At 70.3% G+C, this 23,418-nt stretch carries 16 protein-coding genes; 7 read left to right on the forward strand and 9 right to left on the reverse strand.

All coding sequences use genetic code 11. From position 1 onward, the window contains the following. Positions 1-355 precede the first annotated feature (355 nt). The 6 genes from LG634_RS11925 to LG634_RS11950 all read left to right on the forward strand — a co-directional run bounded on the left by LG634_RS11925 (position 356) and on the right by LG634_RS11950 (position 9,047). The gene (locus LG634_RS11925) at positions 356-1,525 is read left to right on the forward strand and encodes an ROK family transcriptional regulator (RefSeq protein ID WP_226733708.1); all 1,170 of its coding nucleotides are present in this window, start codon (positions 356-358) and stop codon (positions 1,523-1,525) included. Positions 1,526-1,737: 212 nt separating this feature from the next. Then, positions 1,738-2,853, forward strand: a complete 1,116-nt coding sequence (locus tag LG634_RS11930) for a sugar ABC transporter substrate-binding protein (protein WP_226733709.1) — start codon at positions 1,738-1,740, stop codon at positions 2,851-2,853. Between the two features lie 245 nt (positions 2,854-3,098). Beyond that, positions 3,099-3,887, forward strand: a complete 789-nt coding sequence (locus LG634_RS11935) for an ATP-binding cassette domain-containing protein (RefSeq protein WP_226733710.1) — start codon at positions 3,099-3,101, stop codon at positions 3,885-3,887. Positions 3,888-3,940: 53 nt separating this feature from the next. Further along, a complete protein-coding gene (locus LG634_RS11940; RefSeq protein ID WP_226733784.1) occupies positions 3,941-5,191 on the forward strand; it encodes a sugar ABC transporter permease in 1,251 nt (416 codons plus the stop codon). A 238-nt stretch (positions 5,192-5,429) separates the two neighbouring features. Further along, a complete protein-coding gene (gene dxs, locus LG634_RS11945; RefSeq protein ID WP_226733711.1) occupies positions 5,430-7,349 on the forward strand; it encodes a 1-deoxy-D-xylulose-5-phosphate synthase in 1,920 nt (639 codons plus the stop codon). Positions 7,350-7,475: 126 nt separating this feature from the next. Continuing rightward, entirely contained in the window at positions 7,476-9,047 is a 1,572-nt protein-coding gene (locus LG634_RS11950; RefSeq protein ID WP_226733712.1) for an amino acid permease, read from the forward strand. Positions 9,048-9,145: 98 nt separating this feature from the next. On the opposite strand, the gene LG634_RS11955 is transcribed toward LG634_RS11950, so the two are convergent. Continuing rightward, positions 9,146-10,213 (reverse strand): LCP family protein, encoded by a 1,068-nt coding sequence (locus LG634_RS11955; protein ID WP_226733713.1) that lies wholly within the window; start codon positions 10,211-10,213, stop codon positions 9,146-9,148. A gap of 238 nt (positions 10,214-10,451) precedes the next feature. On the opposite strand from LG634_RS11955, the gene LG634_RS11960 reads away from it, so the two are divergent. Continuing rightward, entirely contained in the window at positions 10,452-11,591 is a 1,140-nt protein-coding gene (locus LG634_RS11960; protein ID WP_226733714.1) for a hypothetical protein, read from the forward strand. Between the two features lie 128 nt (positions 11,592-11,719). On the opposite strand, the gene LG634_RS11965 is transcribed toward LG634_RS11960, so the two are convergent. From LG634_RS11965 to LG634_RS12000, 8 genes are all read right to left on the reverse strand, one after another. Then, positions 11,720-13,324: a glycosyltransferase family 2 protein gene (locus tag LG634_RS11965; RefSeq protein ID WP_226733715.1), complete on the reverse strand. Its 1,605-nt coding sequence runs from the start codon at positions 13,322-13,324 to the stop codon at positions 11,720-11,722. 13 nt (positions 13,325-13,337) lie between these two features. Then, complete coding sequence (locus LG634_RS11970; RefSeq protein ID WP_226733716.1) at positions 13,338-14,147, reverse strand: Ig-like domain-containing protein; 810 nt, start codon at positions 14,145-14,147, stop codon at positions 13,338-13,340. A gap of 12 nt (positions 14,148-14,159) precedes the next feature. After that, complete coding sequence (locus LG634_RS11975) at positions 14,160-14,960, reverse strand: rhamnogalacturonan acetylesterase (protein WP_226733717.1); 801 nt, start codon at positions 14,958-14,960, stop codon at positions 14,160-14,162. Continuing rightward, positions 14,960-16,453, reverse strand: coding sequence for a bifunctional cytidylyltransferase/SDR family oxidoreductase (locus LG634_RS11980; protein WP_226733718.1), 1,494 nt, complete (start codon positions 16,451-16,453; stop codon positions 14,960-14,962). Before LG634_RS11980 ends, LG634_RS11975 begins: the two co-directional genes overlap by 1 nt. A 72-nt stretch (positions 16,454-16,525) precedes the next feature. Further along, positions 16,526-18,520, reverse strand: coding sequence for a hypothetical protein (locus LG634_RS11985; protein ID WP_226733719.1), 1,995 nt, complete (start codon positions 18,518-18,520; stop codon positions 16,526-16,528). A gap of 233 nt (positions 18,521-18,753) precedes the next feature. After that, positions 18,754-19,815, reverse strand: a complete 1,062-nt coding sequence (locus LG634_RS11990) for a phage baseplate protein (protein ID WP_372482413.1) — start codon at positions 19,813-19,815, stop codon at positions 18,754-18,756. A gap of 114 nt (positions 19,816-19,929) precedes the next feature. Beyond that, positions 19,930-22,059: a 3-hydroxyacyl-CoA dehydrogenase NAD-binding domain-containing protein gene (locus LG634_RS11995; RefSeq protein WP_226733721.1), complete on the reverse strand. Its 2,130-nt coding sequence runs from the start codon at positions 22,057-22,059 to the stop codon at positions 19,930-19,932. After that, positions 22,056-23,282 (reverse strand): thiolase family protein, encoded by a 1,227-nt coding sequence (locus LG634_RS12000; protein WP_226733722.1) that lies wholly within the window; start codon positions 23,280-23,282, stop codon positions 22,056-22,058. Before LG634_RS12000 ends, LG634_RS11995 begins: the two co-directional genes overlap by 4 nt. Between the last annotated feature and the right edge of the window lie 136 nt (positions 23,283-23,418).

Raw genomic sequence — 23,418 nt, forward strand, 5'->3', positions numbered from 1 at the left:
GGGGGCCGGCTGCGTCAGCCGGAGAGCGCGCGGCAGGAACTTCGGTCGGGACTCATCCCGAACACCTCCTCGCCTCGCGCGGTCACTGAAGGGCGCCCGGTCCGGCCGGAAGGGCCGCAGATCACCGGCGCCTCAGCGACCGTAACACGAACTCCGGCGCCGGATCTCTCATACTTATGACCGGTAGTGGCTGATTCGAGTTGTGTCGGCCTCTTGACGTCTGGATACCCAAAGGCTCGACTTAGGGTTCACAAGTTGGAGAGACGCCGGGGTCTCGCTCGCCAGGGACACCTGTGCGGCGCCCCGGCCGGGGGGCGACGGCCGGCCGTCGCCAACGGGCAGGAGTGGATGAGGCGTGGAGACTCCGGGTTCGCAGTCGTCACTGCACCGGGCGAATCTCGAACGGGTCGTGCGTGCCGTGCGGCTCGCCGGTTCGCTGACCCAGGCGGAGATCGCCCGTACCACCGGCCTGTCGGCGGCCACGGTGTCGAACATCGTCCGGGAGCTGAAGGGGGGCGGCACCGTCGAGGTCGCGGACACCTCGGCCGGCGGCCGCCGGGCCCGGAGCGTCTCGCTCAGCGGTGACGCGGGCATCGTGATCGGCGTCGACTTCGGCCACGAGCACCTGCGGGTGGCGGTGGGCAACCTGGCCCACCAGGTGCTCGCCGAGGAGGCCGAGCCGCTGGACGTGGACGCCTCCTGGGCGGACGGCTTCGACCGGGCGGAGGCCCTGGTCGGACAGCTGATCAAGACCGTCGGGGTGGGCCGGGAGAAGGTGATCGGGGTGGGCCTCGGGGTGCCCGGCCCGATCGACGTGGAGTCCGGCACCCTGGGCTCGACCGCCATCCTGCCGGGCTGGGCCGGCATCAACCCGCGGCGCGAGCTCTCGGAGCGGCTCGGCGTGCCGGTGTACGTGGACAACGACGCCAACCTCGGCGCGCTGGGCGAGATGGTGTGGGGGAGCGGGCGCGGGGTGAAGGACCTCGCGTACATCAAGGTGGCCAGCGGCGTGGGCGCCGGCCTGGTCATCAACGGGCAGATCTACCGCGGCCCGGGCGGCACCGCCGGCGAGATCGGGCACATCACGCTCGACGAGTCGGGCCCGGTGTGCCGCTGCGGCAACCGCGGCTGCCTGGAGACCTTCGCGGCCGCCCGGTACGTCCTGCCGCTGCTCCAGGGCACCCACGGGCCGGACCTGACGATGGAGAAGGTGGTGGCGCTGGCCCGCGAGGGCGACCCCGGTTGCCGTCGGGTCATCGCGGACGTCGGCCGGCACATCGGCAGCGGGGTGGCCAACCTCTGCAACCTCCTCAACCCCAGCCGGGTGGTGCTCGGCGGCAGCCTCGCCGAGGCCGGCGAGCTGGTCCTGGCGCCGATACGCGACTCCGTGTCCCGGTACGCGATCCCCAGCGCGGCACGCCAGTTGGCGGTAGCCACGGGCGCGCTCGGCAGCCGCGCCGAGGTCCTCGGGGCGCTGGCGCTGGTGCTGAGCGAGATGGGTGATTCGACGCTGCTGCCGGGGTGACGTGCCGGGGCGGGGTGCCCGCCCGGCCGGCAGGCGTGGTTCAAGGTGGCCGCAGTGCTCTCTGCGGCCACCATTGCTGTGTTCAGCTAGATAACGAATGGCACCGTTGTCATCTCGTTAAGTCTTCACTCCTTGACGGCAAGGGTGTGGCCGAGTTGACTCACGTCACACCTCGGCCGCAAGGACGCGGCCTCGTCAGGGAGGTTCACAAGATGAACACGCGTATGCGCCGTGCAGCTGTCGCCGTCGCGGCCACCGCGATGGCCGTGTCCCTCGCCGCCTGTGGCTCCGCCAAGGAATCCGGCGACAAGACCAAGGAATCCGCACCTCCGGCCGCGGGCGACGACATCAAGGTCGGTCTGCTCCTGCCCGAGAACCAGACGGCCCGCTACGAGGCCTTCGACAAGCCGCTCATCGAGAAGAAGATCGCCGAACTCACCGGCGGCAAGGCCGAGGTCGTCTACGCCAACGCCAAGCAGGACGCGACCGCGCAGAACTCGCAGGTCGACACGATGATCACCAACAAGGTGAACGTCCTGATCCTGGACGCGGTGGACTCCAAGGCCATCGCCGGCGCCGTCAAGCGCGCCAAGGACGCGGGCATCCCGGTCGTCGCCTACGACCGCCTGGCCGAGGGCCCGATCGACGCCTACACCTCCTTCGACAACGAAGAGGTCGGCAAGGTCCAGGGCAAGGCCCTGCTGGAGGCCCTGGGCGGCAAGGCCAAGAACGGCCAGATCGTGATGATGAACGGGTCCGTCACCGACCCGAACGCCGCCCTCTTCAAGAAGGGCGCGCACTCCGTCCTCGACGGCAAGGTGAACATCGGCAAGGAGTACGACACCGTCGAGTGGAAGCCGGAGAACGCCAACACCAACATGGCGGGCGCCATCACGGCCCTCGGCAAGAACAAGATCATCGGTGTCTACTCCGCCAACGACGGCATGGCCGGCGGCATCATCACCGCCCTCAAGGCGGCCGGCTTCAAGACCCTGCCCCCGGTGACCGGCCAGGACGCCGAACTCGCGGGCGTGCAGCGCATCGTCGCCGGCGAGCAGTTCATGAGCGTCTACAAGCCGTACGCCCCCGAGGCCGCGGCCGCCGCCGAGATGGCCGTCGCGCTGGCCAAGGGCCAGAAGCTCGACTCCCTCGCCAAGTCCACCGTCGACAGCCCCACCACCAAGGGCGTCCCGTCCATCCTGGTCCCGGTCGTCTCGCTGACCAAGGCCAACATCAAGGACACTGTGGTCAAGGACGGTGTGTACTCCGCCAAGGAGATCTGCGCCGGCAAGTACGCGGCCGCCTGCGCCGCCATCGGCCTGAAGTAGGCCCCCCGGCCTCCCCCGCGAGGCCGCCCCGGCCCGGGCCCCGAGGGCCCTGCCCGGAACACCCCGAGCCTGTCCGGCGCCCTGCCCCACCCACCCCGCCACCGGCGGGGCGCCGGATGGAACAAGAAACGTTTCCCCGATCGGGCGAATCCCCGCTGAAACGTTTCCCCGCTCCCCTCCCCACCCCACAGCTCTTCCGTACGACTCTTCTGTACGACATCCCCGCCGGTCAGGCGGCGAAGGAGATGGTTCATGTGACCGCTGCGCCCGTGCTGGCGTTGCGAGGGGTTTCGAAGCGGTTCGGTGCCGTCCAGGCGCTCACCGACGTAGAGCTCGAAATCCACGCCGGCGAGGTCGTCGCCCTCGTCGGCGACAACGGCGCCGGAAAGTCCACGCTGGTCAAGACGATCGCCGGCGTGCACCCCATCGATGAGGGAACCATCGAATGGGAAGGCAAGCCCGTGTCGATCGGCCGGCCGCACGACGCCCAGCAGCTGGGCATCGCGACCGTCTACCAGGACCTCGCCCTGTGCGACAACATCGACGTCGTCGGCAACCTGTTCCTGGGCCGCGAGCTGCGCCGCCGCGGCGTGCTCGACGAGGTGGAGATGGAGCGCCGCGCCCGCGAGCTGCTCACCACCCTGTCGATCCGCATCCCCAGCGTGCGCATCCCGATCGCCTCCCTCTCCGGCGGCCAGCGGCAGACCGTGGCCATCGCCCGCTCGATGCTCGGCGAGCCGAAGCTGGTCATCCTCGACGAGCCCACCGCGGCCCTCGGCGTCGAGCAGACCGCCCAGGTCCTCGACCTGGTCGAGCGGCTCCGCGAGCGCGGCCACGCCGTCATCCTGATCAGCCACAACATGGCCGACGTGAAGGCCGTGGCCGACAAGGTGGCGGTGCTGCGGCTGGGCCGCAACAACGGCGTCTTCAGCGTCGCCGACACCACGCAGGAAGAGATCATCTCCGCCATCACGGGCGCCACGGACAACGCCGTGACCCGCCGTGCGGCCCGTACCGGGGAGGCTCGCAAGTGAGCACCGAACACCACGCCCCAGACCAGCACCACGGCACGGAGGCCGTCGCCGACCTGGCCAACCCCGCCGCCGCGGCGGACGCCATCCCGGTCGTCGACCCCCGCCTCCTCGTCCGCGAGCAGGGCCTGGCCGGCTACGTGAACGAGTTCAAGCGCAAGATGCGCGCCGGCGACCTGGGATCCCTCCCGGTCGTCATCGGCCTCGTCGTCATCTGCGCCATCTTCCAGAGCCTGAACTCCAACTTCCTGTCCGCCGAGAACCTGAACAACATCGGCGTGACGATGGTCGCCACCGGCATGATGGCCGTCGGCATCATCTTCGTCCTGCTGCTCGGCGAGATCGACCTCTCCGTCGGCTCCGTCAGCGGCGTCTCGGGCGCGATCGTCGCCGTCCTGGCCGTCACCCACGGCGTCAACGAATGGCTGGCCATCCTGGTCGCCCTCGCCTCCGGCGCGGCCATCGGCGCCCTGCACGGCTTCTTCTTCGCCAAGATCGGTGCCCCCGCCTTCGCCGTCACCCTCTCCGGCCTGCTGTTCTGGTCCGGCTTCATGCTCCAGGTCCTGGGCAGCAACGGCACCATCAACCTCGACTCCGAGGGCGTCGTCGGCAAGCTCACCACGTACTACTTCAGCGACGTGGCCGCCGCCTACGGCCTGGCCTTCGCCGCCGTCGCGGTCTACTTCGCGAGCGCCTTCCTCGACAGCCGCCGGCGCACCGCCGCCGGGGTCCCGTCCCGGCCCGTCGGCGAGATCGTGCTGCGCACCGCCCTGCTCGCCGTGGTCGCCTTCGGCGCCGCCGCCGTCTTCAACCAGTACAAGGGCCTGCCGCTGGCCGTCCTGCTGTTCCTGCTGGTCCTCGTCGGCACCGACTTCCTGCTGCGCCGCACCGCCTTCGGCCGCAAGATCTTCGCGCTCGGCGGCAGCGTCGAGGCCTCCCGCCGCGCGGGCATCAACGTGGCCGCGATCCGCATCGCGGTGTTCTCGATCGCCGGCACCTTCGCCGCGGTCGGCGGCCTGTTCTGGGCCTCCAAGATCGCCGCGGCCAACCAGAGCGCCGGCGCCGGCGACCTGCTCATGAACGTGATCGCGGCGGCCGTCATCGGCGGCACGAGCCTCTTCGGCGGCCGCGGCCGGACCTGGAACGCCCTGCTCGGTGTCATGGTCATCACGTCCATCCAGTACGGTCTCGCACTGCAGGGCATCGCCACGCCGATCCAGTACATGATCACGGGCGCGGTGCTGCTGGCCACCGTGGTGATCGACTCGGTCACCCGCAAGACCCAGAAGACCGCAGGTCGCGCCTAGTGCGACCGAGCCCGGCCGCACGGTCTGTGCGGTCGGGCGGTCCGTACGCCCGGTGCCCGGTGCCACTCCGCGTGGCGCCGGGCACCTGTGCGTACGACCACCCGTTCGTGGCGTGTGACGCCGCGGTGATGTGTACAGGTATGACAATGGGGTGACCCTGCGGGGACCGCCCGATGACCGCCGCCGCGAGCGGAACATTAGACTCGACAGACCAGCAAGCAACTGCAAGGAGGCACGGGTGCTGCTGACCCGCATCAAGGGACCGCGCGATCTGGACCGGCTCAGCCCGGAGCAGCTGAACCAGCTGGCCGCGGAGATCAGGTCCTTCCTCGTCGACGCGGTCTCCAAGACCGGCGGGCACCTCGGCCCCAACCTCGGCGTCGTCGAACTCACGATCGCGCTGCACCGGGTGTTCGAATCGCCCAAGGACAAGGTCCTCTTCGACACCGGTCACCAGGCCTACGTCCACAAGCTGCTCACCGGCCGCCAGGACTTCTCCCGGCTGCGCTCCAAGGGCGGCCTGTCCGGCTACCCGTCGCGGGCCGAGTCCGAGCACGACGTGATCGAGAACTCGCACGCCTCCACCGTGCTGGGCTGGGCCGACGGCCTGGCCAAGGCCAACCAGGTGCTCGGCAGGGCCGACCACCACGTGGCCGCGGTCATCGGCGACGGCGCCCTCACCGGAGGCATGGCCTGGGAGGCGCTGAACAACATCGCCGCCGCCAAGGACCGCCCGCTCGTCATCGTCGTCAACGACAACGAGCGCTCGTACGGCCCCACCATCGGCGGTCTCGCCGACCACCTGGCCACCCTGCGCACCACGGACGGCTACGAGCGCTTCCTGGCCCGCGGCAAGGACATCCTGGAGCGCACCCCCGTCGTCGGGAAGCCGCTCTACGAGACCCTGCACGGCGCCAAGAAGGGCCTCAAGGACTTCATCGCCCCGCAGGGCATGTTCGAGGACCTGGGCCTGAAGTACATCGGCCCGATCGACGGCCACGACATCGAGGCCCTGGAGTCCGCCCTGACCCGCGCCAAGCGGTTCAGCGGCCCGGTCATCGTGCACTGCCTCACCCAGAAGGGCCGCGGCTACGAGCCGGCCGTCCAGGACGAGGCGGACCGCTTCCACGCGGTCGGCGTGATCCACCCCGACACCGGCCTGCCGGTGAAGGCCTCCGCCGCCAGCTGGACCTCCGTCTTCGCCGACGAGATGGTCAAGCTCGGCCACGAGCGCGAGGACATCGTCGCCATCACCGCGGCCATGCTCCACCCGGTCGGCCTCAAGAAGTTCGCGGACACCTTCCCGGACCGGATCTACGACGTCGGCATCGCCGAGCAGCACGGCGCCACCTCGGCGGCCGGCCTGGCCACCGGCGGCGTCCACCCGGTCTTCGCGGTCTACGCGACCTTCCTCAACCGCGCCTTCGACCAGGTCCTGATGGACGTGGCCCTGCACAAGTGCGGCGTCACCTTCGTGCTGGACCGGGCCGGCGTCACCGGCGACGACGGGGCCTCCCACAACGGCATGTGGGACATGTCGATCCTCCAGGTGGTGCCCGGCCTGCGGCTGGCCGCCCCGCGCGACGCCGAGCAGCTGCGCGCGCAGCTCCGCGAGGCCGTCGAGGTCAAGGACGCCCCCACCGTCGTGCGCTACTCCAAGGGCGTCGTCGGCCCGGCCGTCCCGGCCGTCGGCCGGATCGGCGGCATGGACCTGCTGCGCACCCCGGCCCCCGAGGTCAAGAAGCCGGACGTGCTCCTGGTCTCGGTCGGCGCGCTGGCGCCGATGTGCCTGGAGATCGCCGACCTGCTCGACAAGCAGGGCATCTCCACCACGGTGGTCGACCCGCGCTGGGTCAAGCCGGTGGACGAGGCCCTGGCCCCGCTGGCCGAGCGCCACCGGGTCGTCGTCACCGTCGAGGACAACGGCCGCACCGGCGGCGTCGGCGCGGCCGTCTCGCAGGCCCTGCGCGACGCCGGCGTGGACGTTCCGCTGCGCGACTTCGGCATCCCGCAGCGCTTCCTCGACCACGCGCTCCGCAAGGAGATCCTGGCCGAGATCGGCCTGACGGCTCCGGACATCGCCCGGCAGGTCACCGGCCTGGTGGCCAAGCTGGACGGGCGTTTCGACAGCGAGCCGGCGGAAGTCGCCCGCGACTGACGCGGCAGCCGGACACGGCGGCGATCACTCGCAGTGATCGTTCGCGTTGCACGTCCCGGGCCGGTCGGGTCACCCTGGAGGGGTGGTCCGACCGGCCCATTCGCGTGACAGCGTGGAGGTATTCCGGTGAGCACATCGCAGGACGCGGGGCCGGGACGCCCCGGCAAGGTCTCGGGACCGTTCCGCACGAAGACGGTGGAGCAGTCGATCCGCGACACCGAAGAGCCGGAGCACGCGCTCAAGAAGTCGCTCTCGGCCTGGGACCTGACGGTCTTCGGCGTCGGTGTGATCATCGGCACCGGCATCTTCGTGCTGACGGGAAAGGTCGCCAAGGAGACGGCGGGACCCGCCACGGCGCTGGCCTTCGTGGCCGCCGGCGTGGTGTGCGCCCTGGCCGCCCTCTGCTACGCCGAGTTCGCCTCGACCGTTCCGGTCGCGGGCTCGGCGTACACGTTCTCGTACGCCTCGATCGGCGAGCTGCCGGCGTGGATCATCGGCTGGGACCTGGTGCTGGAGTTCGCGCTCGGCACCGCGGTGGTCGCGGTCGGCTGGTCCGGCTACGTACGCTCGCTCATGGACAACGCGGGCATCCATCTGCCGGTGTCACTCCAGGGCCCGGACGTCGAAGGCGGCACCTTCGACCTGCTGGCCTTCATCCTGGTCCTGGTGCTGACGGCGATCCTGGTCGTCGGCGTGAAGCTGTCGGCCCGCATCACGGCCCTGGTGGTGGCCATCAAGGTGACGGTGGTGCTCATCGTCATCATCGCCGGCCTGTTCTTCATCACCGGCAGCAACTACTCGCCGTTCATCCCGAAGGCGCAGCCGCAGGAGGGCGGCTCGGGGCTCGACGCACCCCTGGTGCAGCTGATCTTCGGCTACGAGCCCACGAACTTCGGCATCATGGGCATCTTCACCGCCGCCTCCGTCGTGTTCTTCGCCTTCATCGGCTTCGACGTGGTGGCCACCGCGGCCGAGGAGACCAAGCACCCGCAGAAGGACATGCCGCGCGGCATCCTCGGCTCGCTGCTGATCTGCACCGTGCTGTACGTGGCGGTGTCCCTGGTGGTCACCGGCATGCAGCACTACTCGAACCTGTCGACGAGCGCCCCGCTCGCCGACGCCTTCAAGGACGCCGGCCATCCCGTGTACGGCGGCATCATCAGCTTCGGTGCGGCCGTCGGCCTGACCACGGTCTGCATGATCCTGCTGCTGGGCCAGACCCGGGTGTTCTTCGCGATGAGCCGGGACGGTCTGCTGCCGCGGTTCTTCTCGGTGACCCACCCCAAGTACCGCACCCCGTACCGCCCGACCATCCTGCTCGGCGTGGTCATCGCGATCGTGTCCGGCTTCACCAGCATCAACGAGCTGGCGACCCTGGTGAACATCGGCACGCTGTTCGCCTTCGTCGTGGTCGCGCTCGGCGTGATCATCCTGCGCCGCACCCGGCCCGACCTGCACCGCTCCTTCCGCACCCCGCTGGTGCCGCTGATCCCGATCCTGTCGATCGCGGCCTCGGTCTGGCTGATGCTGAACCTGCCGGCCGAGACCTGGGTGCGGTTCGGCATCTGGATGGTGATCGGCATCGCCGTCTACTTCCTGTACGGGCAGTCCCACAGCAGGCTGGGCAAGGGTCTGGAACGGGCCCCCGCACCCGATGCCTCCGACGAACCCACCGAGCCGCCGATGACGACCCGCTGAACGTGCCGTCCGTCCGCGGGCGCACACACCGGCGGCCCCGGGCCGCCCGCCGAGGAGGCGGGCGGCCCGGGGCCGTCTGCGGTGCGGGTCCGGCCGGCTCAGCCGCCGGTGGCGGGGGACTTCTTCGCGGCCGCCGGGATGGCGGTGTCGTTGCGGATGGCCTCCCACAGCTGGTCCGCCTGCGGCTGGGCCGCGACCACGCGGTTCTTGTCCACCTTGTCGTACTCCACCGGGAGCATGATCGTCTCCATGGTGTTCGCGTCCACGCCCTTCATGCTCTTGGCGAAGTCGGCGAGGGCGGTCAGCGAGCCCAGCTCGGAGTCGGTGGTCAGCGACTTGGTGCCGGCGTCGGCCAGCTTGTACAGGCGCGTGGGGTTCCCGAAGGCGTTCTGGTTCTTGATCTCGGTGAGCATCGCCAGCATGAACTGCTGCTGGAGGCCGATGCGGCCGAGGTCGCTGCCGTCCTTGTAGCCGTAGCGGGTACGGACGAACTTGAGGGAGTCGGTGCCGTCGAGCTTGTGGGTGCCGGGCTCCAGCCGGAGGCCGCCCTTGCCGCCGTTGATGGGCTCGTCGATGGTGACGTTCACCCCGCCGAGCGCGTCCACCAGGCCCTTGAAGCCTGCGAAGTCCACCTCGACGAAGTGGTCGATGCGCACGTTCGACATCTGCTCGACGGTGTTCACCACACAGGCCGGACCGGCCACCGTGTAGATCGAGTTGAACATGACGCGCTTCTTGGACGGCAGCGTCGAGCCGTCCTCCTTGCGGCACTCGGGCCGGGTCACCAGGGTGTCGCGGGGGATGCTCACCGCGGTCGCCTTGGCGCGGCCCTCGGGTATGTGCATCAGCATCGCGGTGTCGGAGCGGGCGGTGCCGCCGACGTCGCCGTGGTCCAGCTCGGCGTTGGCGCCGCTGCGCGAGTCGGAGCCGAGCACCAGGATGTTCTGGGCGCCGGTCGCCACCTTCGCCGGCCGGTTGTCGCCGATCGCCTTGTCCAGGTCGACGCTGTCGAGGTTGCCGTTGAGGTGGCTGAACAGCCACCAGCCGGCGCCCGCGACGACCACGACGAGGACGCCGAGCGACACCAGCGCGATCGTCAGCGCGCGCCGGGCACGGCTCTTCGGCGCCTTCCTGCGTCGCCGGGAGGTGCCGGTCTGCTCTGTCATGGCTCGTCGGGCCCTTCCGTCGGGACGCTAGGGTGGCGTGCGAGCGACGGGGGCCTGATGTGAACCTGCCCAGCCGTCGATTCAAGGATGGTGTGAATAATAGACAGACTTTCGAGGCGTTCGAGAGGCGAGGTCTTCGGGGGCTTTCCCATCGGGGCGTGACAGTGGGCAGAGGGCGAACGGCCGGTACGACGCGACCGGTCCGCGTGACAGGAACAACGGAAAGGCAGCGGTCGCTGTGATCCGTGGCAGGGGCGGCAACAGGGCCGCGGTCTCCACATCCGGGACGGAAGCCGCCGCGGGCGGTCACGCCCCCGCGCCGCTCGGCCCTGCCGGGAAATGGCTGTTCAAGGCCGGGGACGGCCGCCTGACGGCCTACGCCGCCACTCCCGAGGCCCTGGTCCGCTGGACCGAGGGCGCGGCTCCGGGGGACCCGTGGAGCGGTCCCGAGCCCCTCGACGTGCCGGGCTGGACCGGCACCGTCGCCATGGCTCAAAACCGCGAGGGATATGTCCACTTCGTGGCTTTGCGGTACCCGCCCGGCGGCGAGGGCGAACCCGAGCCGGCCTTCGCCACCCAGTTCCAGTCCGGCCGCGCCCTCACCGACTGGCACGGCCTCGGTGCCCCCGGCGTACGCGGCGGCCCGGCCGGCGACCGGATCGCCGGCCCGCCCCGGATCGCCGTCAACCAGCGCTCCGGCTCCGTGCACGTCCTCGTCCCGCTCCGCCAGGGCGGCATAGTCCGGCGCAGCCGCAACTCCGAAGGCGCCTGGGGCAGCTGGAAGCAGGTCACCCCCGAGACCTACGGCGGCGAACTCGCGGCCGTGATGCCCGCCGGCGCCCCGCTGGAACTCCTCGCCTTCGGCCCCGCCGGCATCGACCGCTGGAGCGGCGCCGGACAGGGCCGCTTCGCCCTCGCCGACCGCATCGGCACCCCCGTGGTCCCCGGCACCCCCGCCGTCTGCGAGACCGGCCGCGGCCGGGCCACGTACTTCTGGCGCTATCCGGGCGACGGCTCCCTCGTCGCCTGGCGGGCCCCCCACCGCGAGGTCCAGGGCGGGCTGATGGCCCTCGGCGGGGCCGGCGGCCACGGCCCGGTCGGCGTCGGCCGCGCCGTCATCGGCGGCTACGACTGCACCGTCCTCGCGCAGAACGGCGCCCAGGGCGGCATCGAACTCACCGCGTACGTCACGGAGAACGAGGGCTACGGCACCTGGTGGGCCTCCCTCGGCGGCCAGGGCCTGCGCAACCCCCAGCCGGCCGTGGACGCCGCCGGACGCCTCGTCGTCGGCGCCTTCGACCGCGCCGGCAACCTCGCCCTCGCCCGCCAGGACCCCGGCCAGGAGGGCCTCGCCTTCGGCCCCTGGCGCGCGGCCTGAGACAGCGGCCCGGGCGGGAGCCCGGGCCGCTGTCCCGCCGCCCCCGCGGCACGACGGAGCCCGGCACGGCGGGCCGGACGAACCGGCCCGCCGTGCCGGGCTCTTCTGCTGCTCCCGTGCGCTCCCGCTCAGCCGTGCTGCGCCGGCAGCGGCGTCCGCTGGGACACCTCCAGGCTCAGCCCGCCGGCCGGCGTGTAGTGCGGGGTGGCCACCAGCTCCATGCCCTGCACCGTCGGCGACGGCGCGATCCGCACCGGCAGCCGGGCCATGGTGTCCAGCTCCGGCGCCCGCTTCGGGCCCAGCCGGACCTCGCGGGTCACGCCCTCGAAGCTGACCTTCAGGTACAGGTCCCACACGCCCGGCGGCACCGGCCAGCCGCTGGACGTCTGCGACAGGTTGATGCGCGAGGAGAACCGGCCCATGGCGCGGGCGTTGCCCTTCGCGTTGGTCAGGTTGTCGTCCCGGCGGGCCGTCACCGAGAACGACTCCTCCTGGCCCGTGGTCCGCTCGCGCAGCACCACGCGGGTCGCCCGCTCCTTGGTCGACAGCTGCTCGTAGAAGGCGTAGCCGTCCAGCAGCAGGAGCGAACCGTTCCACTTCATGCTCTGCAGCTCGTGGCTGACCGTCATGTCGTCCGTGATGTCGAACAGCTCGTCCGGCAGGCCCACCGCGGCGTCCCGGAAGAACGGCAGCTGGGTGTACACCCGCCCGTTCTCCACCGTCTTGCGGACGCCCGGCCGCTCCTTGTCCACCTCGAACGCGGCGATCCGCTCCGCCTCCGCGAACTTGCCCGCGGCCAGCAGCGCGAAGCGCACCGCCACCATCCGCGGCAGCAGCGCCAGCGCACCCGCGGAGACCTGCGTCCGCAGCACCTCCGAGGCCGCCCACAGGGTCTGCTCCCGGTCCCGCGCGTCCGCCGGGTTCAGCAGCGCCGTGGCCGTCGCCTTGCCCAGCTCGACCTCCAGGTGCCGCGAGTGCAGCTTGTCCCGCTGCGGGCCCGGCGGCAGCTGCGAGTCCACCAGCCGCAGCATCCGCGACACCAGTGACACCCGCTCGGCCAGCGACACCCGGGCCGCCTGGCTCGGGCCCTTGATCACACAGGTGGTCTCGCCGACCACCGAGATGTTGTCGGCCCCGATGTACGCGGCCGCCGTGAAGGCCTGGTCGTCGCCGATCGTCATGTCGGACGGGAACGCCAGCCCGCGCCGCTGCACCATCGATGTCCGGAACAGCTTGTCCGGCGTCAGTGACCAGTACACCTTCGAGGAGTACGGGTCGGTGTGCGTCTGGCTTTTGCGGAACATGGACGTCGCGACCGTGTGCCGGCCCGAGCTCTCCAGCTTGCCCAGCACCACGTCGGCCTCGTTGCGGTCACCGGAGGCCACCATCGCCTCCAGCGCGCCCGGCGCCAGCTTGTCCGTGGCCTCCAGGAAGATCACGTACCGGCCGGTGGCCTGGCTCAGCGCCCAGTTGCGGGCCGCCGCCGCGCTCAGCCCGCGCGGCACCTGCCCCACCCTCATGAACGAGTGGTACGCGTGCGCCGCGCGCGCCAGGATCGCACCGCTGTCGTCGGTGGAGCCGTCGTCGACGGCGATGATCTCCATCCGCTCGGTGCCGAGGGTCTGCGCTGTCAGCGAGGCCAGGCAGGCGTCGATCACCGACGCGTGGTTGCAGACGCGGACGGCGACCGTCACGTCCTTGACGTCTCCGGGTCGCACCCAGGCAGAGCTCATCGTCGAATGCACCTCATCGGTTCTGCGCGGACTGGTCCGGCCGGGGCCACGGCATCTCCCCGGTCAGCTCCGGCCACTGCCAGGGCCGGAACGGGGCCGTCGTCCGCTGCTCCGGGAACACGCCGGGCGTCTGCGGCCCGGCCCCCACGAGCACGTTCACGTGCGAGGACAGGGTGCCGCCGGCCGGCGTGCTCACCGTGTACTCGAAGCGGTCCCAGCCGGTGTACCCGCGCTCGGGCGAGTACGTCACCCAGCCGTCGTACGACAGCTCGGACTTGCCGTGCCGCGGCCGGGTCACCGACACCGCGGAGCTGCCCGCGGGCACCGCCGCCAGCACGTTCACGGACGCCGTCTGCCCCGGCTCGGCCACCAGCCGCAGACCGGGCGCCTTCGGCCGCAGCACGATCAGCGCCTCGTCGCTCAGCTTGCCGGTGCGCAGCACCTTGCGGCCCGAGGCGTCCGGCATGCCGACCAGCATCTGCGGCCGGATGCGGCGCGCGCTGACCGGGTCCTTGATGCGCAGCTGGATCACGCCGGTGCCGGTGGCACCGCCGTCGGCCCGCACCCGGAACCACTTCTGCTCGCGGAAGTACTCCAGCCCCTGCACGGCCTCGATCTCGGCGGCGCCGAGCAGCGGCGCCTCCGGCAGGTACGCGTACCCGCGCGAGGCGCCCTCGCCGGGCGCCACGGACAGGCCGAGCTGCAGGGTCTCGCCCGGCTGCACCCCGCGGAACGGGTCGGCCGAGCAGTACAGGCCCGCGTAGACGAGGCCGAGGGACGGGTTCTCGCCGAGGATCCGGCCCCGGCACAGCAGGTGGTTCACGCGCCGGGCTCCTTATTTGCCGGGGTACTTGGACACGCGGGTCTTGGTGCGGTGCCAGAACGTCTCTTCGTCCAGCCAGCCCATCTCGTCGTACGAGAACCGGCGGCGGTCGAGGTCGCGGCCCCAGTGCCCGGGGATCACGCCCTGCTCCAGCATGCTGCGCACGACGAACCGGGCGACCTCCACGGCGCCCTCGGCCCGCAGGTGCACGTTGTCCGCGTCCTGGACGTTCGCCTGGAGCGGCTCACCGGGCCGCAGGTAGACGAAGACCGGCTTGGAGTTCTCCGGGCCGAGCTCCTCCCACCACTGCAGGCTCTGCCGGTACAGGTCGATCACCGGTACGTGCTCGTCCTCGGCCAGCTGCTGCGCGGCCAGCGGGTAGTCGCCGAGGAACCGGGACACGTTGCCGTGCCGGTCGATCCGGCGCCGCTCGTACGGAAGCATGATCACCGGGTGGCCGCCGGCCTCCCGGACGCCGTGCACGTACGCCGACATGTGCTCGATGAACGTCGAGAACGGCTTGGTGTGCAGACCGGGGTCCGGCTTCACGTCGTTCTGGCCGAAACCGAACAGCAGGTAGTCGCCCGGAGACATGTTCTCCAGGATCCACTGGAGCCGGCCGCGCTCACGGAAGCTCTTGGAGCTGGCGCGCGCCCGGGCGCAGTTGACGACCTCGACGTGATCGGTGAGGAACAGCGGCATCGCCTGTACCCACCCGGCCATCGGGAGGTAGCTGTACGGGCGGCTGACCGCGTTCGAACCGCCCGCGACGAAGATCCGCGGGCGCTGCCCCTGGTCTGCTGGGTGGGTCATCAGTCCTCCGAGGACCGGCTCAGGACGGACGCGAGCGCGGCGTCGAAGCCGGACCGCTGCGCCGGGAGGGTCGGGTCCTGCTGGCGCACGTCGATGATGTGGCCCGTCATCTCGGACAGCAGCACGTCCAGCGAGCTGCGCGCCACCGACTCGGACGACAGCAGGGAGCCCTCGGGCTCCTGGCCGAAGGCCTTGGTGCGCATCGGGGTGGCGGTGCGCTCCGGGTTGATGCAGTTGACGCGGACCCGGTCGCCGGCCCACTCGTCGGCGAGCGCCTGGGTCAGGTTGACCATGGCCGCCTTGGTGGAGGAGTACAGGCTGTAGTCCGCGCGGCCGCGGGTGTAGCTGCTGGAGGTGAAGAGCAGCAGCTGGCCGTTGGTCTCGCTCAGGTACTTGAACGCGGACCGGGCGATGTTCACCGGCGCGAGGTAGTTGACCTCCAGCGCCTCGCGGATCGCGTCGTTGTCGGTCTCGGCGAGCCGGCCGACGCGCAGGATGCCCGCGGTGTTGACGACGAAGTCGACCCGGCCGGTCTCCGCGTACGCCTGCGCGAACGCCTCGTCGACGTGGTCGGGGTTCTGCACGTGGGTGCCGGTGGTGGAGCGGCCCAGGGCGAAGACCCGGGCGCCGTAGCCCTCGGCTATCCGCGCGATGTCCGCGCCTATGCCGTACGAGCCGCCGAAGACCAGCATGGTCTTGCCCGTCAGCTGCTCGCGGTAGAACTCGTCGCCGGCCTGCTCGGGGGCGAGCGAGGAGGCGAGCTGGAACAGCTTGTCGGCGATGAACACGTCGACGGGCTGGGTGACCTTCATGTTGTACTCGTCGCCCATGACCACGTGCACCGGAACGTCCGGCAGGTAGCGCACCACGACCGAGCAGTCGTCGGTGGCCTGGAACGCCGGGTCGCCGCCGGCCAGCTCGTACGCGCGGCGGATCGTGGACAGCCAGAAGCCCTGCGGGGTCTGGCCGCGGCGCAGCCGGGAGCGGTCCGGGACCTCGGTGATGAACTCGCCGTCGTCCCCGTGGGTACGGGTGACGATGACGGTGTCCGAGGACGGGATGGCCACGTCCACGGCCTGGTAGCGCTCCAGCGCCTCGACGCACTCCTTGACCACGCGCTGCGACAGCAGCGGGCGGACGGCGTCGTGGAAGAGCAGGTTGCAGTCCTCGTCGGCGCCGAGGTCCGCGGCGATGGCGGCGATGGCCACGTTGGTGGTCTCGCTGCGGGTCGAGCCGCCGGCGAGCACCCGGGAGACCTTCTTCAGGCCGGCCCGCGCCACGATCTTCTCGGCCTCGCCGGTGTACGCGGGGGTCATCAGCACGATGACCTCGTCGATGTCCGGAGCGTGCTCGAAGATGTGCAGCGTGTGCTCGAGGATCGGCTTTCCGGCGATCTTCAGAAGCTGCTTCGGGATTTCGAGTCCGATGCGCTGACCGGTGCCACCAGCGAGGACGACGGCGACCGTACGGCGTCGGGATGCACTGTGGGACAAGGTCTCCTGCTTCCTGAGAGAGATGAGGGAAACGGTCGGGATGCCGTCGGGTTGCCGGTGGGGCCGAAGGAACTACGCCGGGAGGGCGGGCTGCTCCGGGTACTCGATGGGGAAATCGCGGAGCCCGCGCCGGTACAGGTCGTTCGCGGCGTTGTTGAATCGGACCGTCGACGGCGGGTAATCCTGCCCGAGCAGATATTCCTTCAGCTGCTCGCGGTAGTGCGCCATGACGTCGTTCTCCGGGTTCAGCATCGCGTCGATCGCCTGGTCGAGCCCGCCGCACTGTTCGTCCAGCAGGTACGAGGCGTACGCGGTGCGCTGCTCGTTCCGGAATTCGGTGTCCGGGAGCCCTTCCAGGTTGAAGATGGCGTAGGGCTTCCGGGTGGCCACGAAGTCGGACACGACGCTCGACATGTCGCCGATCAGCAGGTCCGAGTGGTTGAAGCAGTCGTAGAGCGCGGGGATGCGCTCGACGACCACGTGGTGCGCCGATTCCGGCATGGACTCCCAGTACAGCGCGCCGGCCTGGTTGCGGCTGCCGCGGATGCGGGCGGTCCGCTCCTCCTCGGTGAGGTCCGGGTACTTGGAGCGGACGCCGCGCTCGGTGAGGTCGGCGATCCGCTTGTCGATCCGGGCCAGCTTGCGCGCGGCGGTCTTGGACTCGGCCAGGTTGCGGCCGAACCGGTTCGCGTTGTCCTCCTCCAGCAGGGCGATGATCGCCTTGTGCGCGGCGAGGGCCACGGGGGAGCGCGTACCGGTCAGCGGGTGCGGCTTGTAGATGATCCGGATCTCCTGCGGGTGGTCCAGCAGGGTGCGGATGAGCTTCTCGCCGGCCGGGATGACCGAGGTGTAGCAGGCGTCGTCGGTCCAGCCCTCCCAGGTGGGGGCGTAGACGACGGTGGGCACCTTGCCGGCCACGCGGCCGGTCCAGTGGTGCAGGGTCATCAGCTGCGGGCGGCCGACCTCGACGATCTGGCCCGCGGTGACGGCGTGCTTGATGCGCTCGTAGCGGTCGCGGCCGGCCCGGCCGGCCACCCAGATCTCGTCGAAGACCTTGCTGACGCGGTTGCTGGAGGCCAGCTTGTCGCTGTCGCCGTGGCCGATGAAGACGTGCTTGACCTCGGCCCGCTGGAGCATGTGGACGTTCTTGCCGGCGTTGCCGGGGTACAGCGCGACGCGCAGCTCGGGCATCTCGACGCGGGCCAGGTTGTCGGCCTTGGGCACGCAGATGACCGGCACGGAGGTCGCGTCCAGGTAGCGCAGGGTGGCCCGCTCGCGCAGCACGATGATCGGCCGCAGGTCGAGGGCCTCCAGGGCCTCCAGCCACATGTTCACCTGGTACATGAAGTCCCGGGAGATCGCGGCGAAGGTGAAGTACAGGGCGACCTGGGGGCGGTAGCCCTCCAGCTGGCGGTTCAGCTCGTCGAGGGCCTCGTCGCCGGTGGGCAGCAGGAGCGCGTTCCAGGCACCGGGCAGCAGCACCAGGACGGCCACGAAGGCGATCCAGACGGTGGCGATGGAGCCGAACGTCACGAACCGCCAGTCGTCGGTGGCGATGGTGCCGAGCGCGCCCGCCACCAGCGGCACGTCCAGGTGCAGCATCTTGCGGACGTGCTTGTCCATGAGGAACGGGTGCGGCATGCGCCGGATGCCCAGGATCTCCATGTCCAGGCCGCGCGTGGTGAACGGCAGCTCGTTGCGCTTGCTGCGGACCCGCTTGAGGACCGCGCCGTACGCGAGCTGGAGCACGAACAGCAGCAGCAGGCCGAGCGAGGCCATCTTGGCCACGAACGAGTCGAGGTCGGCGATCGAGCCGCACAGGGCCAGCAGCAGGAACTGCCGGATCAGGAAGCGGATCGTGAGGCCGAAGCGGGAGTCGCGCAGCCGGTCCAGGGTCGAGGACTCGGCGCTGTGCAGCATCAGGTCGGCGCCGTAGCTGACCGCCGCCGAGTACACGAAGATCGGCAGCGAGGCCATCGCCACCGCCGCCATCATGCCGAGAAAGCTCAGCACCAGGGCAGAGCTGATGAGAACGCCCAGCGCTGCCTGACGGCTTTGCCTGCCCATGCGGCATGGCCTCCCGGCTGTAAGGATCTTGTTAAGTGCCGCAGTAGTATAGGCATCAAAGTCGCCCCCGCTGAACCGCCGAATGACGTGGGCAGAAACACCCGGCAAACGCCGTCACGGGAGTTCATCACCAGCTGACCGCTGAGTGATATGGGCGCAATGAAATGTGACGCTCCGTGCCCGGGCGGCTACGTTCCGGCGGTTTATCCGGAACCCCGGTCCGCCACCGGCCCTCAGGGTGTGAAGCGATACACAGTGAGCTTGCGGCGGTCGCCGCTCTTCACGGAGAACCCCACGCACAGCTGTGGACGGCCGCCCGAGAGCGTCACCGCGATTCCCTCCGGCTCCCGGAACTCCAGGTCCGGCGCCGCCGTCACGAGCTGACGGCCGGCCCGCTCACCCGTCTGCACGTTGATGGCCGCGACGTACGTATTTCCTCCGCCGGACGGCGGATTCTCCCCTTCGTCGTCCGTGTAGGGGCTGCCGGTCAGCTGGTAGATGTGGTCCCCGTACAGGGCGCAGCCCTGGAAGGACTCGCCGTCCCGCTGCCAGACGTCGGCCAGCTCGTGCTCGGGGCCGTGGCCGCCCTTGCGGAACTTGTCCATGGGGTAGACGGCGTACCGGCGTTCGGGGCCCTCCCGGAAGCTCACCAGCACCCGGCGGCTCTCCAGGTCGACGGCCGGATGGGTGGCCCGGGCGCCGGGCAGCGGCTCCTGGTGGCGCACTCCGTCGTCGGTGCTGTCCAGCACCTCGCCGTCGCGGAACGGCACCCGCGTCACGGTCCGCCCGTAACCGGTCTCGTCGTCGGCGTCGCCCTCGATCCACAGGTGGGTGCGGCGGCCCGAAGGCTCCACGCCGAGGGAAATGCCGTGCCCGAAACCGCGCAGGTACATGTGCCCGCGGATCTTTCCGTCGAAATCCAGTCTGGTGACGCACATGTCGCCGTACTGGCGGCGCGAACCCGTGGTGAGAGCACCTCTTTCGCCGGGCAGTTCTATTCCGCCCTGAATGAGCTGGAGCGTGTATATGAGCCGGTTCTCGTCATCGAACGCAAAAGACTGCGGCCCGGTTTTGTTGTAGAGCGCGGAGGGCTTCAGAAATTCTTTCGACCGGGCGATGTTGAATTCACCGACCCTGGTTCCGAAGTCTTTTTCGGCAGTCTTTTCGTCCGACTTTGCGGAAACGATAATTCCGGTACCTGCCAGGCCCGTCAGGGCCGCACCTCCCGCCAACAGGAGAGTCCGGCGGCTCGGTCGGCTTTTCTCACTGGCGGTGCGGAAACTCATGCCGTGCATTCTCTCATCAGCGCGCCAACGGGCGAGGCCCGCCCCCGGGTTCACCGGGGGCGGGCCTCGCCGTGGCAGGATCCGGGCCGCACGCGGCCCGCGGCTGCGGGTGTCCGTCGGTCCTTACGCCGGAACGCTCGCGGTGCCGGGAGCCAGGAACTTCTTGCCGTTCACGCGCTCCGAGACGCCCTCGCGGTCCAGGTACGGCGTGATGCCGCCGAGGTGGAAGGGCCAGCCGGCGCCCGTGATGAGGCAGAGGTCGATGTCCTGGGCCTCGGCCACGACACCCTCCTCCAGCATCAGGCCGATCTCCTGCGCCACCGCGTCCAGGACGCGGTCGCGGACCTGCTCCTCGGTCAGGACCGAGTCGCCCTGCACCAGGAGGGCGGCGACCTCGGGGTCCAGCTCCGGCTTACCGGAGTCGTAGACGTAGAAGCCGCGCTTGCCCGCCTCGACCACGCGCTTGAGGTTCGGCGAGACGGTGAAGCGCTCCGGGAAGGCGCGGTTCAGGGTCTCGGAGACGTGCAGGCCGATCGCCGGGCCGACGAGCTCCAGCAGCACCAGCGGGGACATCGGCAGGCCGAGCGGCTCGATGGCCTTCTCCGCCGTGACGACCGGGGTGCCCTCGTCGATGACGTTCTGGATCTCGCCCATGAAGCGGGTCAGGATGCGGTTCACGACGAACGCCGGGGCGTCCTTGGTGAGGACCGCGGTCTTCTTCAGCTTCTTGGCGACACCGAAGGCCGTGGCCAGCGACGCGTCGTCGGTCTGCTCGCCGCGGACGATCTCCAGCAGCGGGAGGATCGCGACCGGGTTGAAGAAGTGGAAGCCGACCACGCGCTCCGGGTGCTGCAGCTTGGAGGCCATCTCCGACACCGACAGCGAGGAGGTGTTGGTGGCGAGGATCGCGTGCGCCGGGGCGACCGCCTCGACCTCCGCGAACACCTTCTGCTTGACGGACATCTCCTCGAACACGGCCTCGATGATGAAGTCCGCGTCCGCGAAGCCCTCGGCCTTGTCCAGGACACCGGTCACCAGCGCCTTGAGGCGGTTGGACTTGTCCTGGTTGATGCGGCCCTTGAGGAGCAGCTTGTCGATCTCGCCGTGGACGTAGCCCACGCCCTTGTCCACGCGCTCCTGGTCGATGTCGGTGAGGACCACCGGCACCTCCAGGCGGCGCAGGAACAGCAGCGCCAGCTGCGAGGCCATCAGGCCCGCGCCGACCACGCCGACCTTGGAGACCGGGCGGGCCAGGGACTTGTCCGGGGCACCGGCCGGGCGCTTGGCGCGCTTCTGGACCAGGTTGAAGGCGTAGATGCCGGAGCGCAGCTCGCCGCCCATGATGAGGTCGGCCAGCGCGGCGTCCTCGGCGTCGAAGCCCTTCTGCAGGTCGCCGTCCTTGGCGGCCTCGATGATCTCCAGGGCGCGGTACGCGGCCGGGGCCGCGCCGTGCACCTTGGAGTCGGCGATGAAGCGGCCCTTGGCGACGGCGGCGTCCCACGCCTCGCCGCGGTCCACCTCGGCGCGGACGACCTCGGTCTCGCCGGTGAGGACCCGGGCGGTCCACAGCAGCGACTGCTCCAGGAAGTCCGCACCGTCGAACAGCGCGTCGGCGATGCCCAGGTCGAAGACCTGCTTGCCCTTGAGCTGCTTGTTCTGGTTGAGCGAGTTCTCGATGATCACCGAGACAGCGCGCTCGGCGCCGATCAGGTTCGGCAGGATGGCGCAGCCGCCCCAGCCGGGCACCAGGCCGAGGAAGACCTCGGGCAGCGAGAAGGCCGGGATGGCCTTCGAGACGGTGCGGTAGGTGCAGTGCAGGCCGACCTCGACACCGCCGCCCATCGCCGCGCCGTTGTAGTACGCGAAGGTGGGGACGGCCAGCGCGGCGAGCCGCTTGAAGACGTCGTGGCCGCCCTTGCCGATGGCCAGGGCCTCCTCGTGCTTCTTCAGCAGCTCGACGCCCTTGAGGTCGGCGCCGACCGCGAAGATGAACGGCTTGCCGGTCAGGCCGACACCGGTGACCGCACCCTCGGCGGCCTCCTTCTCGACCTGGTCGATCGCGGCGTTCAGGTTCGCCAGCGACTGCGGGCCGAAGGTGGTCGGCTTGGTGTGGTCGAAGCCGTTGTCCAGCGTGATGAGCGCGAAGCGCCCGGCGCCGAACGGCAGGTCGAGGTGGCGGACGTGCGCCTGCGTGACGACCTCGTCCGGGAACAGCTCGGCCGCGCCCTTCAGGAGCTCAGCGGTGGTGCTCACTTGGAGTCTCCCTCGGAGTCGAAGTGCGGGTTCTCCCAGATGACCGTCGCGCCCATGCCGAAGCCGACGCACATGGTGGTCAGGCCGTAGCGGACGTGCGGCTGCTCCTCGAACTGGCGGGCCAGCTGCGTCATCAGGCGGACGCCGGAGGAGGCCAGCGGGTGGCCGAACGCGATCGCGCCGCCGTACTGGTTGACGCGGGAGTCGTCGTCGGCGATGCCGTAGTGCTCCAGGAACGCGAGGACCTGGACGGCGAACGCCTCGTTGATCTCGAACAGGCCGATGTCCTCGATGGACAGACCCGCCTGGGCGAGGGCCTTCTCGGTGGCCGGGATCGGGCCGTAGCCCATGACCTCGGGCTCCACGCCGGCGAAGGAGTACGAGACCAGGCGCATCTTGACCGGGAGGTTGTTCTCGCGGGCGAAGTCCTCGGACGCGATGAGCGAGGCGGTGGCGCCGTCGTTCAGGCCCGCCGCGTTGCCCGCCGTGACCCGGCCGTGGGTACGGAACGGGGTCTTCAGGCCGGCCAGGTTCTCCAGCGTGGTGCCCGGGCGCATCGGCTCGTCGGCGGTGACCAGGCCCCAGCCCGTCTCGCCGGCCGCCTCGTTGGTGTTGCGCACCGAGATCGGGACCAGGTCCTGCTGGATCTTGCCGTCGGCGTACGCCTTGGCGGCCTTCTCCTGCGAGCGCACGGCGTACTCGTCGGCGCGGAGCTTGGTGATCGTCGGGTACCGGTCGTGCAGGTTCTCGGCGGTCATGCCCATGAACAGAGCGGACTCGTCGACCAGCTTCTCGGAGACGAAGCGCGGGTTCGGGTCGACGCCCTCGCCCATGGGGTGGCGGCCCATGTGCTCGACACCGCCGGCGATGGCGACGTCGTACGCACCGAAGGCCACGCCGCCCGCGACCGCGGTCACGGCGGTGAGCGCACCGGCGCACATGCGGTCGATCGAGTAGCCCGGGACGGACTGCGGCAGGCCCGCGAGGATGCCGGCCGTGCGGCCCAGCGTCAGACCCTGGTCACCGATCTGCGTGGTCGCGGCGATGGCGACCTCGTCGATCTTCTTGGGGTCCAGGTCCGGGTTGCGGCGCAGCAGCTCCCGGATCGCCTTCACGACGAGGTCGTCGGCGCGGGTCTCGTGGTAGATGCCCTTCGGGCCCGCCTTGCCGAACGGGGTGCGGACGCCGTCGACGAAGACGACGTCCCTGACGGTACGAGGCACGTTGGCTCTCCTCCAGGTGCGGGATGGCACTGCTGCGCGGCGCGGCGACTGAGCGCGCGCTCACCTCACCCATGCTACTTGCGGGTAACCAATGTGCACACCCCTCCCCGCCGGAGCGGTGAACGTCACATCCCGC

The organism is Streptomyces bambusae (assembly GCF_020532645.1).
Taxonomy (GTDB): Bacteria; Actinomycetota; Actinomycetes; order Streptomycetales; family Streptomycetaceae; genus Streptomyces; species Streptomyces bambusae.